Origin of the sequence: Paraburkholderia caffeinitolerans, assembly GCF_902859945.1 — a bacterium.
Taxonomy (GTDB): Bacteria; Pseudomonadota; Gammaproteobacteria; order Burkholderiales; family Burkholderiaceae; genus Paraburkholderia; species Paraburkholderia caffeinitolerans.
Genome location: NZ_CADIKL010000022.1, coordinates 1 through 12614, shown reverse-complemented (window position 1 = coordinate 12614; position 12614 = coordinate 1). Strand labels below are relative to the sequence as shown.

The following is a 12614-nucleotide window of genomic DNA, read 5'->3' as shown; positions in this document are numbered from 1 at the left end:
GAGGAGACGACCATGCCGATTCGCTGCTTTTTTCAGCGCCGTTTTCAAGGCCGTTTTCACGGTCGTTTTGTGCGTGCGGTGGCCGTGTCGCTCTGCGCGTTCGCGGCGGCTGGCTGCACGCTGCAGGTACCGGCCCACGCCGACTCGCTGGCTCAAGGCGTGGTCTGGCAGTTGAGCAACGATCAACTGAATCCGCACGGCAACTGGGACAAGCTCGGCATCAACGAATTGCTCGTGCAATGGATCGCCGTCGACGACGTCGCTTATATGGCCGGCGCGGGGCTGCCCGCGCCGCGCGTGCCGGACTGGGTGCGCATTGCCAACGAGCCGTGGGCGCGCGGCGTGATCGTGGGTCTGGCGGGCTATGCCGATGAGAAAAAGGCGCGCGCGAACGTCGAGGAACTCGTCGAGCGCTCGCTCAAGCTCGCGGCCGTGCGTCCGCCCGTGCATATCACCGGCTGGTACTTTCCCGTCGAAGTCGATCCGACCTGGACCGATGCGAAGCGTCTCGCCCCCTTGCTCGAACGCTTGCCGCATCCGCTGTGGATCAGCGTCTACGACAACAGCAACGTTGGCGGCGAGGCGCTGGCGAAGTGGCTCGACGGCTGGCTGCCGCACGACGTGGGCGTGATGCTGCAAGACGGCTGCGGCGTGTATGCGCGCGGCCCGGCGGCGGCGCGCGAGTATGCGGATGCGCTCGCGGCGCGTTTGGGCAAGGACCGCGTGCGCATTATCGCGGAGGCGTTCAGGCCGAAGCAGGGCGGCGGTTTCCGCGCGGCCACGGCGGCGGAGCTGGCGCCGCAATTGGAGAGGTATCAGGGCTATCGCGTCTACCTCTTCGACGGTCCGCATTATTTGTCGAACGAACTCGTCGATGGGGTGCTCGCCATTCAACATGGCGCGCCCGGGAGCGGGAGCGGGGGCGCGGCGCCCTGATCGCAACGCTCCGGGTATCGGCGTAATCAGCGCAACTGGGCGACCGCGATGAAGAGCACCATCGCGCCGATCGTGCCGTCGAGCACGCGCCACGCACCGGCGCGCCGGAACAGCGGCGCCAGCAAGCGCGCGCCGTAACCGATGCCGACGAACCACACCGCGCTCACGCACATCGCGCCAATCGCGAACGCGAGCCGGCTGCCTTCCGGTTCGCGCGCGCCGGCCGTGCCGATCAGCAAAAACGTGTCGAGATAGACGTGCGGATTGAGCCAGGTGAACGCGAGCGTCATCAGGATGATCGGCCACGCGCGCTGAGCGGGCGCTTCCTGCGCGCCGGCCGTTTCGAGCACCGCGTGGGCGGGCTTCATCGCGCGCCGCAGCGCGTTGATGCCGAACCACACGAGCCACGCGAGCCCCACATAAAGCACGAGATGCACGAAGGTCGGATAGCGCTCGACCAGCGCGGACGCGCCGCCCACGCCCGCGCCAATCAACATGAAATCGGAGAGCGTGCACAGCAGCACGATCTTGCCGACGTGCGAGCGCAGGATGCCTTGGCGCAGCACGAAGGCATTCTGTGCGCCGATGGTGACGATGAGCGAGGCGCAGAGCGCCGCGCCGTGCGAAAAAGCGAGCCAGTTCATGATGGTTGTGGGGCCGATGGCCGAAATGGGGCGCAAGGCGCAAGGTGACGAAGCACGTTGCGGCAGGCACATGGACAGAGGAAGCAATCGGCGTTAGTCTGCCGCCGTGGCTTGATTAAGCAAAGTTCATTTTCTTAAACCGGATTAAGGAACGCTAATGCTCGACTATGCGTTGCTCGACGCGCTCGCGGCCGTGGTCAGGCACGGCTCCTTCGATCGCGCGGCCGGCGCGCTCAACGTCACGCCTTCGGCGGTCTCGCAGCGCGTGAAGCTGCTGGAGGAGCGCGTGGGCACTGTGCTCGTGAAGCGCGGCCAGCCCTGCGTGGCCACGGCGGCGGGCGCGCTGCTGTGCCGCCACACCGAGCGCGTGCAACTGCTCGAAGCGGAACTCGGCGGCGGCATGCCCACGGTGGCCGGCGCACTCGATGCATCGCGCCCCACCTTGCGCGTCGCGGTCAACGACGACAGCGTGGGCACATGGTTCATCGACGCCGTGGCGGGCTTTTGTGTCGAGCGCGGCATCCTGCTCGATCTCGTGATCGACGACCAGGACCACACCGCGCAACGCATGCGCGACGGCAGCGTACAGGGGGCGGTGACAACCCAGGCTGAGCCCGTGCAGGGCTGCCGCTCGACGCGCCTTGGGCGCATGCGATACCTCGCGGTCTGCTCGCCGGCGTTTTTCGAGCGCTATTTTTCCGCGGGCGTGGGACGCGAGGCGCTGCGCCGCGCGCCGTGCGTGGAGTTCAATCCCAAAGACCAGTTGCAAAAGCGTTTCGTGCGACGCATTACGCGCGCGCAGGTGGATGCGCCGCTGCACTGGATTCCGCACGTGGCGGGTTTTCTGCGTTGCTGCGTGAGCGGGCTAGGGTGGGGCATGTGTCCCGAGCGCATGATCGCGCCGCATCTCGCGCGCGGCGAACTCGTCGAGCTCACGCCGGGACGCACACTCGACGTCGAGCTTTATTGGCAAAGCTGGCGTCTGTCGATTGGCTGGCTCGACGACTTCGGCGCGATGCTCAAGCACTGCGCGGCCGAATTCCTCGATCAGGGGCGTGGGGTCTGATCCGTGAAGTGTCGCGAGCCGATTCGTTGCGCGCCCAACCGTTGTGCTGCGATTGACGCTCGAATGCCGGGCGTTCATTGGATGGCATTTGAATTGCCGAATTGGACTGGGAATCGGCGTTGCCGCAGTTTCGCTGCAGTTTCGTTGCTGTTGCAGCTGTTGCTATTACGCGTGCCTTACCGGTTCGACACATAAGTGCATGACAAAATCGCTAAAGCACAATTCATTTTTGATTAATACCTCATGGAATAGAGGTGAGTCTCGAATTTCCGTTCTCCAGGGATCGGCATGCCGTGTGCGACAATTCCCCGCGCCTTCCGGATGGACCATATGATGCGAAACCTCAATATGCGGCTGTCATGAAACAGTCATGCGTTTCATTGATCGAACTGTAACGGCGCGCATGGCGGGTTGCCACGGCGGCACTGCCCGATGGTAGATAAGCAGCCTGTTGAGGCCGATCCAGCGCCAAGGTGCTGCATGCACTTGCAATAGTCTTGCTAATACGGCGTCGATCTACGTGGGGGTTGCGTATCCGGTTATTTTTTCCTGATCGGAAATGTTAAGGATCAACAAATCGGCAAAAAAGTTGCGGTAGTAAATGTAAAGAAACGATCGTCGCTGTCTTACAATTACATCTGAATGTCCGATGGCTGCATTTGCCTCGCATCGGGGATTATCGTGTGAATATTCAGTTTTTTCTGTGGCTTGCGAGAATCGCACGCTATAATCCGGACGTGGCAGAGTGCTTATTCGACCGGCATATTTGAATCGTTTCCACGTGCACGAGGTGCATTATGACGAAATTAGATACCGGCAGCGCATGGCAACAAACCATTGATCTTCTGTCCGCCGCCTCGGAGCCTTTCGGCCCGGACGGCGAGCCTGAATGCATCAGGAGTTGCAAACCGGTACCCATCACACGTAGCGCATCGGAAGCGGCCAATCGGCGCCGCGCCACAGTGCGTTCGTGGGATGCACAAGGCATTACCTTGATCCGGCGTCATGATCCGGAAAGTATCACCGTCTGCTGGAGCGACGCCACGTATGGGCGTTACTCCGACCAGTTGTGGCGGGTTTGCACCGCGCGTCGCAGCGCGGTGTGCGCGTTGACCGGCGAGAAAATCCGCCGCGGCGACGCCGTGTTCCGCCCCAGCCCCAACCGCCGTCATCGCCCGGCCAATGCCGACGCTATGATCCTTGCGAGCAAGCTGGACGCCTTTCCCAGCGGTGTCGTGGCTGCGCGCCTCGACGAGGCGCTCGCGGCGTAAGCGCGGCAGGGCGCGCGCATCACCGTCGCATCGCAATCGCAGTTGCACCTTAGTCAGCGGGTGGCCATTTCATGATTTCATGGCCACGCCGCGGTCGCGCTCGGGTTGTAGCGGCAGTCGGCTGCTTGCATCTGCTTATACGCTCGCATCGAATGTTCGATGCGGGCTGTGGGCTTTTTATTGCCTGATCCTGCAGCACCCCAGCCAGCAGCACCCCAGCGCATTGCCCATCCGATGCCACTCGCGCCGCTGGCCCGTTCGCGGTACGGGCCAGCGGATTGCGCCTTCGTTACACCGTCATGCGGTCTTGTCGCCGACGGTTTCTTCCTCTGACGCGTCGCGCGTCTCCGGCATCACGAACCACACCATCAGCACCGCTGCCGCGCCCGCCGAGGCCAGGCCGAGGAAGCTCACGGTATTGCCCAGATGGTCGGCGACGAACCCCGCGAGCGCGGTGGAGAGGGTGGCGCCAATGCCCGCCGATAACCCGAAGAGCCCGATGCACAGGTTGTAGCGCCCCTTGTCGCCGGCCACGTCGGCGGCGATGAGCGGCAGCATCACGCCGAACACGGCGGCCGAGATGCCGTCGAGCATCTGCACCGGCACGAGGAAGTACGGGTTGCCGACCGCGGCGAATAGCAGCGCACGCAGCGGCAGGGCGCTGAAGCCGAGAATCAGCACCGGGCGGCGGCCCCAGTGCTGCGCGGTGCGGCCCACCCACGGCGACATCAGCGCGACGATCGCTTGCGGCACGATGATGCACGCCGCAATCACGAGCTGCACGTTGTCGCCCATGCCCGCGGTCACTTCGCCTGCCGCGAGGTTCAGCATCGCCGCGTTCGAGAGGTGGAACAGCACCACGCAGCCCGCGAAGGTCAGCAGGCGCTTGTCGCGCAGCAGGTCGATGATGGTTTCGCGCGGCTCGCCTGAAAGTGCCGCCGCCGCTTTCGCAGACTTGTCGTTGTTGGTGCTTTTCAGCGGCTTGGGCGCGTGAGCGTGCTTGTCGTACTCGATCATGGCAAGCGCGACGAGCGCAGGCAGCGCGAGCGCCGCCGTGAGCCAGAACACCGCGCGCGGCGAGATGTACTCGCCGCACAGTCCCATCAGGCCCGCCGCGACCGCGCTGCCGATCGAGGCCCAGCGCGCGTTGCGCCCGAGCCGGTCGCCCAGGTTTTGCCGGCCCACCAGCGCGAGGGCGAGCGCCGCCATGGCCGGCACCAGCATGCAGCTCGCGAAGCCGTGGAACACCTCGGCGGCCATCACGGGCACGACGGTCGGACTGGAGGCGAGCAGCACCGCCGAGAGAATGATGGCGATGATCGCCCAGGCGGCAGCCGCCTTCTTGTTGCGCAAGGCGTCCACGGCCGCGCCGCCCGGCACCTGGCTCACCATTGCGCTGATCGTGCCCACCGAGAGCGCCAGGCCGATTTCGCCCTGGGTCCATTTGTGCGAGGCGAGATACGAGGCGATGAACGGGCCGAACCCGGTCTGCACGTTCGCGACGAAAAAGTTGAGCCAGTCGAGCGCGCGCACGCTTCGCAGGCTGGGCGTGGGATGCGTCGTGCCGGTCATTGGTCACCGTGCGCGGGAACTGCAGGAGCGGCCGGGGCCGCTGGTGCTGCGGGTGTTGCCGGGGGCGCTGCGGGGCTGACGGCGCGAACCGGCAGATCGTTCGCATAGGCGGGCGAGGCGTCGATCTGCTGGTCGCTCATCTCGAGCTGGGCTTCGAGCGCGTTGTTCTTCGTGACGAAATGCAGGGCCGACCAGTCGGCGGCGATCGTGCGGCGCTTCTCCAGCGTGCCGCTCACGTCGAGCACGACCGCGAGCGGGTCGGCGCTGCCGCCGAGCAGCACGTCCACCACGCGTCCCACCTTGGCGCCGTTGGCGCGCTCGACATTGGCGTCGAGCATCGGCAGGCGGGTCGGGCCGGCCTCGGGGCTGCCGGGCTGTGGCGCGCCCGACTTGGGCCGCTCGGGTGTCTGCAACTGGGCGGGCGTGAGCGCGAGCGTGATGGCCGGCGTCTTCGCCGGTGTGTTGATGTGCACGGCGCTCCATGGGAAATTGGCCTTGCGGTCGCCTACGCCCATGAAGCCCTGCAGGTTCACGACCACCTCCTGCGGCTTGCCGCCGGGGCCCGCCACCATGTCCACCGCGCGGCCGACGACCTTGCCGTCGGGTTTGCGCACTTCGCTGTCGAGCAGCGTGCGGAAGGTGCCGCGCTCGAGCGTGTGGGTCTGCACGAGCGGGGCGGGCGGCGGGGCGGGAGGCGCGCTCGCGGCCACGGGCGGCGGCGGGGCGGGCTTGTGCCGCCGGATCAGCGGCGGGCGCGGCTTCTTGGGGGCGGGCTTGGCGCCCGGCGTTTCGGCCGGCTCGCTCGCGGCCTCGGGTGCGGAGGCCGCCTCCGGCTCGCTCGCAGCCGGCTCGGCCTCGCTCGCGGCAATCGGCGCCTCGACGGGCTCGGGCGCAGGGGGCTCGCGGAACAGGCTGCAACCGGACAGCGCGACCAGCGCCAGCAGCGCGAGCAGGGCGCGCAGCGAGTGCAGGTCGGGGGCGTGCTGAAGGGATATAACGGGACGTGCGAAACCGCCTCTCATCAACAAAAACTCCAGGAGCGGCCGGCGCGTGGCGCACGGCGAGGGGAAAACCGGGTCGGGATGCGTGAGAGTTTAACCCGCATGGGGCCTTATTCCGGCTCAAACTGCCGTTAATCTGCTGACAAAACCCTTGTCGCAGGGCCGTTCGGGCACCTTCCCGGCGTGTTTTGGACTGGCAGGCGAGCGCATCGGAGCCCCCTGGAACCACTGGACGGCCCCGGGGTAAACACGAGGCCTGGCGGCGCTTCGCGCCCTGTGCACGGCGATATAAGCGTCGCGGCATGTCCTCAATGTGATTCGCGCGATGGGAGCATGGGACAGCTTCGCCTAATCTTCGACCCTGTAAAAAGATGTCAAAAAAATGAATGGGTATAGCGCGCCGCAAGGTGCGCCTGGCTGGCGTCGACACCACTAGTCAATCCAGACGAGACGAACCTGATGACGGATCCGCCCCATAATCGCGGACCGTTTCAGCATGCTGATAAAGGAGGCCTCACCATGATGGAACCCCAGGCACAGCAGGTGGCAGAAGTTGCTACCGCTGCGATCCGCGAGGGCGATACCGCCGCAGCCATTGGCTCGAACGGTTTCCTCAATCGTTATTTCGACATTTCCGCACGTGGTAGTTCGGTGCGCCAGGAAAGCGTCGCCGGCATCACCACCTTCCTTGCGATGGTGTATTCCGTGTTCGTCGTGCCGGGCATGCTCGGCAAGGCGGGCTTCGACACTAGCGCGGTGTTTGTCGCCGTGTGTCTTACCACGGCATTCGGCTCGCTGCTGATGGGCCTGTGGGCGCGTCTGCCGATCGCTATCGGCTGCGCGATCTCGCTGACCGCGTTCACCGCGTTCGGCCTCGTGCTCGGCAAGGGCCTGAAGCCTGAAGTCGCGCTCGGCGCCGTGTTCCTGATGGGCCTCGTGTTCACGGGTATTTCGGTCACCGGCGTGCGTTCGTGGATTCTGCGCAACCTGCCGCACGGCATCGCGCACGGCACGGGCATCGGCATTGGCCTGTTCCTGCTGCTGATCGCCGCCAACGACGTGGGCCTCGTCATCAAGAACCCGGGCGCTGGCCTGCCGGTCACGCTCGGCCACATCACGGCGCTGCCGGCGATGCTCTCCGTGGTCGGTCTTGCCGCGATCTTCGGCCTCGTGCGCCGCCGCGTGCCAGGCTCGATCCTGATCGTGATCGTCGCGATCTCGGCGCTCGGTCTCGCCATCGACCCGGCTGTGACGTTCCACGGCGTGTTCGCCTGGCCGTCGCTCTCGGCGCCTGGCCATGCCTCGCTGATCGGCGCAATGGACATCAAGGGCGCGCTCTCGCTCGCCGTGCTGCCGAGCGTCCTCGCACTCGTGATGACCGCAGTGTTCGACGCCACTGGCACGATCCGCGCCGTGGCAGGCCAGGCTGGCCAGCTCGACGCCGACGGCCGCATCATCAACGGCGGACGCGCACTCACGGCCGACTCGCTCAGCTCGATCTTCTCGGGCTTCTTCGGTGGCGCGCCGGCTGCGGCTTACATCGAATCGACGGTCGGCGTGGCAGCGGGCGCCAAGACGGGTATGGCTGCCGCCGTGGTTGGCGTGCTGTTCCTCGCGGTGATGTTCTTCGCGCCGCTCGCGGGCCTCGTGCCTTCGTACGCAACGGCCCCCGCGCTCATGTACGTGGGCCTGATGATGCTCTCGAGCGTCTCGCGCCTCGACATGTCCGACATGGTGGATGCGATGTCGGGCCTCGTGTGCGCCGTGTTCATCGTGCTCACCGCCAACATCGTGACGGGCATCATGCTGGGCTTCGCCACCCTCGTGATCGGCCGCGTGGTGAGCGGCGAGTTCCGCAAGCTCAACGTCGGCACGGTGATCATCGCCGCTGTCCTCGTGGCGTTCTACCTGGGCGGCTGGGCTATCTGATGCGCGACTAGCGCCCACATAGCCCGGTCTTCGGCAAGACGGACCCAAGGCGGCCCGTCCTGCCGGCTTCACGGCCCGCGTTCGCTTTCCGGCGGCGCGGGCCGTGCGGCATTTGGGACCGGGATTTTGCGCTCTCCGCACGTCTTGCATGCGTTCGCAAGCGCGTGCGCGACTTCACTCCGGCAGCACGCTGTTGCCGCGTCCCTTGCCCGTTTTGAGCGCCGATTTGCGCGCCGGTTTGCGCGGCTTGGGCTCCACCCCCACACGCGGGTCGCGTGCCAGCACGAGTTCGGCCAGGTGCTGTGCGATGGCTTCGAATTCCGCATCATCCTGCGTCACATACAGCCACTTGCCCAGCACCGGATGCGGCTGCAACGAGGGCATTTCGTCGATGAGCGCCGCGTGCCGATCGTGCGACGTGCAGACCAGCAGGCCGTTAAAGGGCTTTTCGCGGTCAGCTGCGATGAGGCAAAGCAGGCCGTCCATATAGGCGGCGTCGGCGCCGAACATCAGCTTGTGCAGATAACCGGGGTCGCGCTCGAAGGCGTCGAAGATCCAGAGCAGGGAATTGCGGATTTTGGACGGCATGGCGCAAAGGTCTCCCGATGGCTTGAGAAGGCGTGCTGGTGTACAGACGCCAGGACACGCCGTCGTCATTCTACGGGCTGTGCAAGCGCTGCCTTGACATCGGCGCATCACCTCCTATGCTTAACCGCATGGTTAAGCATGAAGACGACGCGTTGAACCGTACCTTTGCGGCGCTGGCGGACCCCACGCGGCGCGCGCTGCTGGCCCGGCTCGCCCAGCAGGACGAGCTCTCGGTGAGCGCGCTCGCGCAGCCGTTTGCGATGTCGCTGCCCGCGGTAATGAAGCATCTGGATGTGCTCGCCGATGCGGGGCTCGTCACGCGCGCGAAAACCGGACGCACGGTGGCGTGCCGTCTCGCGGCGGGGCCGATGGAGGACGCGATGCAGTGGCTCGCGCACTACGAACGCTTCTGGAGCAGCGCGCTCGATCGTCTCGCCGCTTTTGTCGAGGAGGAGGCATGTCCACCCAGCCCAGCAGTTCAGAGCACAGCACAGAGCACGCCGCGCAGCACAGCGCAGCAGCAGCCAGCGCCGCCGCCCACGCCGGCCCCAGCCTCATTGTCAGGCGCCGCATCGACGCGAGCGCCGCGAAGGTCTACGCGGCATGGACGCAAGCCGCGCAACTGATGCGCTGGATGCATCCGCTCGACACGATCTGCCTGCATGCCGAGGCCGATGTGCGGGTGGGCGGGCGCTTTCGCGTGATCATGCGCTCGCCTGACGGCGAAGAACACGATGCGAGCGGCACCTATCTGGAGGTGGTGCCCGAGGCGAAGCTCGTATTCACATGGGCGTGGCGCAGTGCGCCCGAGCGCGAGTCGCGCGTGACGGTCGTGCTGCGCGCCGATGGCCCGACCACGGAGGTCATGCTGCGCCACGAACGCTTCGTCGACGAAGCCACGCGTGACGGGCATCGCGAAGGATGGTCGAGCGCGCTCGATCGTCTGGTGGAGTTGTTCGAATGACGGTGTCTGGTTGAGCCGGCTTTGGCCAGATCGACACGAAGGAGGTGGCCATGATGGAGCAGCACGCAATTGTTTCGGAAGACGAATGGATGGCGGCGCGCAAGGCATTGCTGCGCGAGGAGCGCGCGTTCACGCATGCACGCGACGCGCTCGTGGCGAAGCGTCAGGCGCTGCCATGGGTGAAGGTGGAGAAGACCTATGTGTTCGACACGCCGCAAGGCACGCGCACGCTTGCGGAGCTATTCGGGCCGCGCAGGCAGTTGCTGACCTATCACTTCATGCTCGGTCCCGACTGGGAGGAGGGCTGCCCGGGCTGCTCGTTTCTTTCCGATCACGTGGACGGCATGCTGACGCACCTCGAGCATCACGACGTGACTTACGTGGCCGTTTCGCGCGCGCCGCTCGCGAAGCTTGAAGCGTTCAAGCAGCGCATGGGCTGGCATTTTCCGTGGGTGTCGTCGTACGGCGGGGACTTCAACTTCGACTACCACGTCTCGTTCGACGAAGCGGACAAGGCACGCGGCAAGGCGCTCTACAACTACGAAGAACAGGACTACATGAGCGACGAATTGCCGGGCATCAGCGCGTTTTATCGCGACGAAGCGGGCCACGTCTATCACACGTATTCGGCTTACGCACGCGGTGTGGAGATGGCGCTCGGCGCCTATGCGATGCTCGAATTCACGGCCAAGGGGCGCAACGAAAAGAAGGATATGCGCGAGTGGATGCGTCACCACGATCGCTATGAAGACAGCGCCGCGCAGGACAGCGCCGCACTGGATGGCGCCGCGCAGAAGCCGTGCTGTGCGCACGAGCACAAAGCGCAATAGTGCCAGGTCGCTAGAGCGACAACTCGAAAGCGGGGCGCAGCAATACCTCGATGGCCATCACGATGAGGCCCATCGCTGCGGCGGCGAGGGTCAGCGTGCCATATTCGTCGTAGCGCGAGTCATACAGACACGCAACCACGAAGAGGATGGCGAGCAGATTGGTCAGCCAGTAGAAGTTCAGCGCGATAGGCATGGGGTTGCCGGAAATAAAAACGCGACGGCGGATAGTGCAAACCGTGGCGATTCTATCGAACCGACCTTACGGATACGCAACAATATGGTGCTCCGGCACACGTATTCCTGCGGCTTTTTGGGCGCCGCCCAGCCGTGTTAGGCTCGGATCAATCTTGACTGCGGATCAATAATGAAAACATCGACCGACGAATTGCTCGTATTCGTCACGGTGATCGATGCGGGGTCGATCACCGCCGCCGCCGAAAAACTCGAGCAGACTGTCTCCGGCGTGAGCCGGGCGCTCACGCGGCTCGAAAAGCAGCTAGACGTGGCGCTGCTTCTGCGCACCACGCGCCGCCTGCAATTGACCGACGAAGGCGAGCTTTTTCTCGAACGCGCGCGCGCCATTCTCGCGGCGATGGAAGACGCCGAGGAGGCCGTCTCGCGCCATCGCGAACAGCCCTCGGGACGTTTGCGGGTGGATGCGGGCGCACCTTTCATGCTCCATTGCATCGTGCCGCACATAGCGGCGTTTGCAGCGCGCTATCCCAAGATCCAACTCGAACTCACGAGCCACGAGCGCATCGCCGATTTGCACGAGCAGCGGGTCGATATCGCCATTCGCATCGGCGCATGGGAGGACGCCACGCTGCAAGCGCGCGTACTCGGCGCGAGCCGGCGTCAGGTGGTGGCGAGCCCGGCGTATCTCGCGGCGCACGGCACGCCGCGCACGCTCGCGCAACTGCGCGAGCACCGGCTGATCGGCTTCACGGCGCCCGCGCAGGCGAACCGCTGGCCGCTCGGCGATGTGGCTCGCGCCAGCGGTGGCGCATCGTCAACGCCTCCTGCGCAGGCCTCGCTGCTCGACGACGCGCCAGTCGCGCCTGACGGCTTCGCGATCCAGCCGGCGCTCGCGGCGTCGAGCGGCGAGACCGTACGCCAGCTCGCGCTCGCCGGCGCGGGCGTGGCCTGCCTGGCCGATTTCATGACCGCCGGGGATCGCGTGGCGGGCCGCCTCGTGACCCTGCTCGACGACGCGCTCGTTGCCGGGCATCAGCCGATCCACGCTGTTTACTACCGCAGCGCTGCGCTCGCCGCGCGCGTGCAGTGCTTTCTCGCGTTTATCGGGGGCAGGCTGGAAGCGCTTGCCTGAAGGGCACACAAGGATCGCCGTGGCGATGCCCACGCGAACTCATGGATTGTCCCAGGGCGGCGGGGTGCTCGCGGAGGTTGTCTATACAGGCTCGCCAGGCTAGACTCCACGTCACTTGACTTGTATAGACAGGATTCGATCATGCTTCTCACGCCCGGCTATCTGACCCTCCCGCAACTGCGCCAGATCGCGCGCGCAGCGGACAGCAGCAGCGTCCAGCTCGAACTCGACCCGGCAAGCTTTGCCGCGATCGACGAGAGTGCGCGCACTGTTGCCGAGATCACGGCCAAGGGCGAGCCCGCCTACGGCATCAACACGGGCTTTGGCCGCCTCGCCAGCACGCATATCCCGACCGATCAGCTCGAACTGCTGCAACGCAATCTGGTGCTGTCGCACGCCGTGGGCGTGGGCGAGCCGATGTCGCTGCCGGTCGTGCGCCTGATGATGGCGCTGAAGCTCTCGAGCCTGGGCCGTGGCCACTCGGGC

14 protein-coding genes are annotated in these 12614 nt (G+C 65.6%); 9 read left to right on the top strand and 5 right to left on the bottom strand.

Features of this window, described 5'->3' with window-relative positions; translation table 11 throughout:
- Positions 1 to 12 precede the first annotated feature (12 nt).
- Complete coding sequence (locus HV773_RS20880) at positions 13 to 936, top strand: alpha-amylase family protein (protein ID WP_227875299.1); 924 nt, start codon at positions 13 to 15, stop codon at positions 934 to 936.
- 26 nt (positions 937 to 962) lie between these two features.
- On the opposite strand, the gene HV773_RS20875 is transcribed toward HV773_RS20880, so the two are convergent.
- The gene (locus HV773_RS20875) at positions 963 to 1580 is read right to left on the bottom strand and encodes a LysE/ArgO family amino acid transporter (protein ID WP_129562317.1); all 618 of its coding nucleotides are present in this window, start codon (positions 1578 to 1580) and stop codon (positions 963 to 965) included.
- 157 nt (positions 1581 to 1737) lie between these two features.
- Between HV773_RS20875 and HV773_RS20870 the strand changes: the two genes are divergently transcribed.
- Together HV773_RS20870 and HV773_RS20865 are read left to right on the top strand one after the other, a co-directional pair.
- A complete protein-coding gene (locus HV773_RS20870; protein WP_129562316.1) occupies positions 1738 to 2646 on the top strand; it encodes a LysR family transcriptional regulator ArgP in 909 nt (302 codons plus the stop codon).
- A 797-nt stretch (positions 2647 to 3443) separates the two neighbouring features.
- Positions 3444 to 3917, top strand: coding sequence for a DUF3331 domain-containing protein (locus HV773_RS20865; RefSeq protein ID WP_129562315.1), 474 nt, complete (start codon positions 3444 to 3446; stop codon positions 3915 to 3917).
- A 297-nt stretch (positions 3918 to 4214) separates the two neighbouring features.
- Here the strand turns inward: HV773_RS20865 and HV773_RS20860 are convergent, their stop codons facing one another.
- Entirely contained in the window at positions 4215 to 5489 is a 1275-nt protein-coding gene (locus HV773_RS20860; protein ID WP_129562314.1) for an MFS transporter, read from the bottom strand.
- Positions 5486 to 6511: a PRC-barrel domain-containing protein gene (locus HV773_RS20855; RefSeq protein ID WP_129562313.1), complete on the bottom strand. Its 1026-nt coding sequence runs from the start codon at positions 6509 to 6511 to the stop codon at positions 5486 to 5488. The genes HV773_RS20860 and HV773_RS20855 overlap by 4 nt, the downstream gene beginning before the upstream one ends.
- Before the next feature lie 546 nt (positions 6512 to 7057).
- On the opposite strand from HV773_RS20855, the gene HV773_RS20850 reads away from it, so the two are divergent.
- Positions 7058 to 8419 (top strand): NCS2 family permease, encoded by a 1362-nt coding sequence (locus tag HV773_RS20850; RefSeq protein ID WP_174220086.1) that lies wholly within the window; start codon positions 7058 to 7060, stop codon positions 8417 to 8419.
- 174 nt (positions 8420 to 8593) lie between these two features.
- Here HV773_RS20850 and HV773_RS20845 read toward each other — a convergent pair whose 3' ends face one another.
- Positions 8594 to 9007 carry a hypothetical protein gene (locus HV773_RS20845; protein ID WP_129562311.1) on the bottom strand — a complete coding sequence of 138 codons (414 nt, stop codon included), beginning with the start codon at positions 9005 to 9007 and terminating at the stop codon, positions 8594 to 8596.
- 128 nt (positions 9008 to 9135) lie between these two features.
- Between HV773_RS20845 and HV773_RS20840 the strand changes: the two genes are divergently transcribed.
- The 3 genes from HV773_RS20840 to HV773_RS20830 are packed head-to-tail and all read left to right on the top strand — an operon-like array spanning position 9136 to position 10801.
- Positions 9136 to 9633 (top strand): ArsR/SmtB family transcription factor, encoded by a 498-nt coding sequence (locus HV773_RS20840; protein ID WP_129563355.1) that lies wholly within the window; start codon positions 9136 to 9138, stop codon positions 9631 to 9633.
- Positions 9633 to 9971 carry an SRPBCC family protein gene (locus tag HV773_RS20835; protein ID WP_343052372.1) on the top strand — a complete coding sequence of 113 codons (339 nt, stop codon included), beginning with the start codon at positions 9633 to 9635 and terminating at the stop codon, positions 9969 to 9971. The genes HV773_RS20840 and HV773_RS20835 overlap by 1 nt, the downstream gene beginning before the upstream one ends.
- Positions 9972 to 10021: 50 nt before the next feature.
- On the top strand, positions 10022 to 10801 hold the full coding sequence (locus HV773_RS20830) for a DUF899 domain-containing protein (RefSeq protein ID WP_129562310.1): 780 nt from the start codon (positions 10022 to 10024) through the stop codon (positions 10799 to 10801).
- 10 nt (positions 10802 to 10811) lie between these two features.
- Here HV773_RS20830 and HV773_RS20825 read toward each other — a convergent pair whose 3' ends face one another.
- Positions 10812 to 10994 carry a hypothetical protein gene (locus HV773_RS20825; RefSeq protein ID WP_129562309.1) on the bottom strand — a complete coding sequence of 61 codons (183 nt, stop codon included), beginning with the start codon at positions 10992 to 10994 and terminating at the stop codon, positions 10812 to 10814.
- A gap of 171 nt (positions 10995 to 11165) precedes the next feature.
- Here HV773_RS20825 and HV773_RS20820 point away from each other — a divergent pair, with 171 nt between their 5' ends.
- Positions 11166 to 12128 (top strand): LysR substrate-binding domain-containing protein, encoded by a 963-nt coding sequence (locus tag HV773_RS20820; RefSeq protein WP_129562308.1) that lies wholly within the window; start codon positions 11166 to 11168, stop codon positions 12126 to 12128.
- A gap of 141 nt (positions 12129 to 12269) precedes the next feature.
- A partial coding sequence (locus HV773_RS20815; RefSeq protein ID WP_175196550.1) for an aromatic amino acid lyase occupies positions 12270 to 12614 on the top strand: 345 nt, incomplete at its 3' end.

Bases quoted from the DNA above. Each gene is read 5' to 3' on its own strand.
- HV773_RS20855 (WP_129562313.1), bottom strand. From the start codon at position 6,511: ATGAGAGGCGGTTTCGCACGTCCCGTTATATCCCTTCAGCACGCCCCC.
- HV773_RS20825 (WP_129562309.1), bottom strand. From the start codon at position 10,994: ATGCCTATCGCGCTGAACTTCTACTGGCTGACCAATCTGCTCGCCATC.
- HV773_RS20840 (WP_129563355.1), top strand. From the start codon at position 9,136: ATGGTTAAGCATGAAGACGACGCGTTGAACCGTACCTTTGCGGCGCTG.
- HV773_RS20875 (WP_129562317.1), bottom strand. From the start codon at position 1,580: ATGAACTGGCTCGCTTTTTCGCACGGCGCGGCGCTCTGCGCCTCGCTC.
- HV773_RS20860 (WP_129562314.1), bottom strand. From the start codon at position 5,489: ATGACCGGCACGACGCATCCCACGCCCAGCCTGCGAAGCGTGCGCGCG.
- HV773_RS20880 (WP_227875299.1), top strand. From the start codon at position 13: ATGCCGATTCGCTGCTTTTTTCAGCGCCGTTTTCAAGGCCGTTTTCAC.
- HV773_RS20830 (WP_129562310.1), top strand. From the start codon at position 10,022: ATGATGGAGCAGCACGCAATTGTTTCGGAAGACGAATGGATGGCGGCG.
- HV773_RS20845 (WP_129562311.1), bottom strand. From the start codon at position 9,007: ATGCCGTCCAAAATCCGCAATTCCCTGCTCTGGATCTTCGACGCCTTC.
- HV773_RS20865 (WP_129562315.1), top strand. From the start codon at position 3,444: ATGACGAAATTAGATACCGGCAGCGCATGGCAACAAACCATTGATCTT.
- HV773_RS20870 (WP_129562316.1), top strand. From the start codon at position 1,738: ATGCTCGACTATGCGTTGCTCGACGCGCTCGCGGCCGTGGTCAGGCAC.
- HV773_RS20835 (WP_343052372.1), top strand. From the start codon at position 9,633: ATGCGCTGGATGCATCCGCTCGACACGATCTGCCTGCATGCCGAGGCC.
- HV773_RS20820 (WP_129562308.1), top strand. From the start codon at position 11,166: ATGAAAACATCGACCGACGAATTGCTCGTATTCGTCACGGTGATCGAT.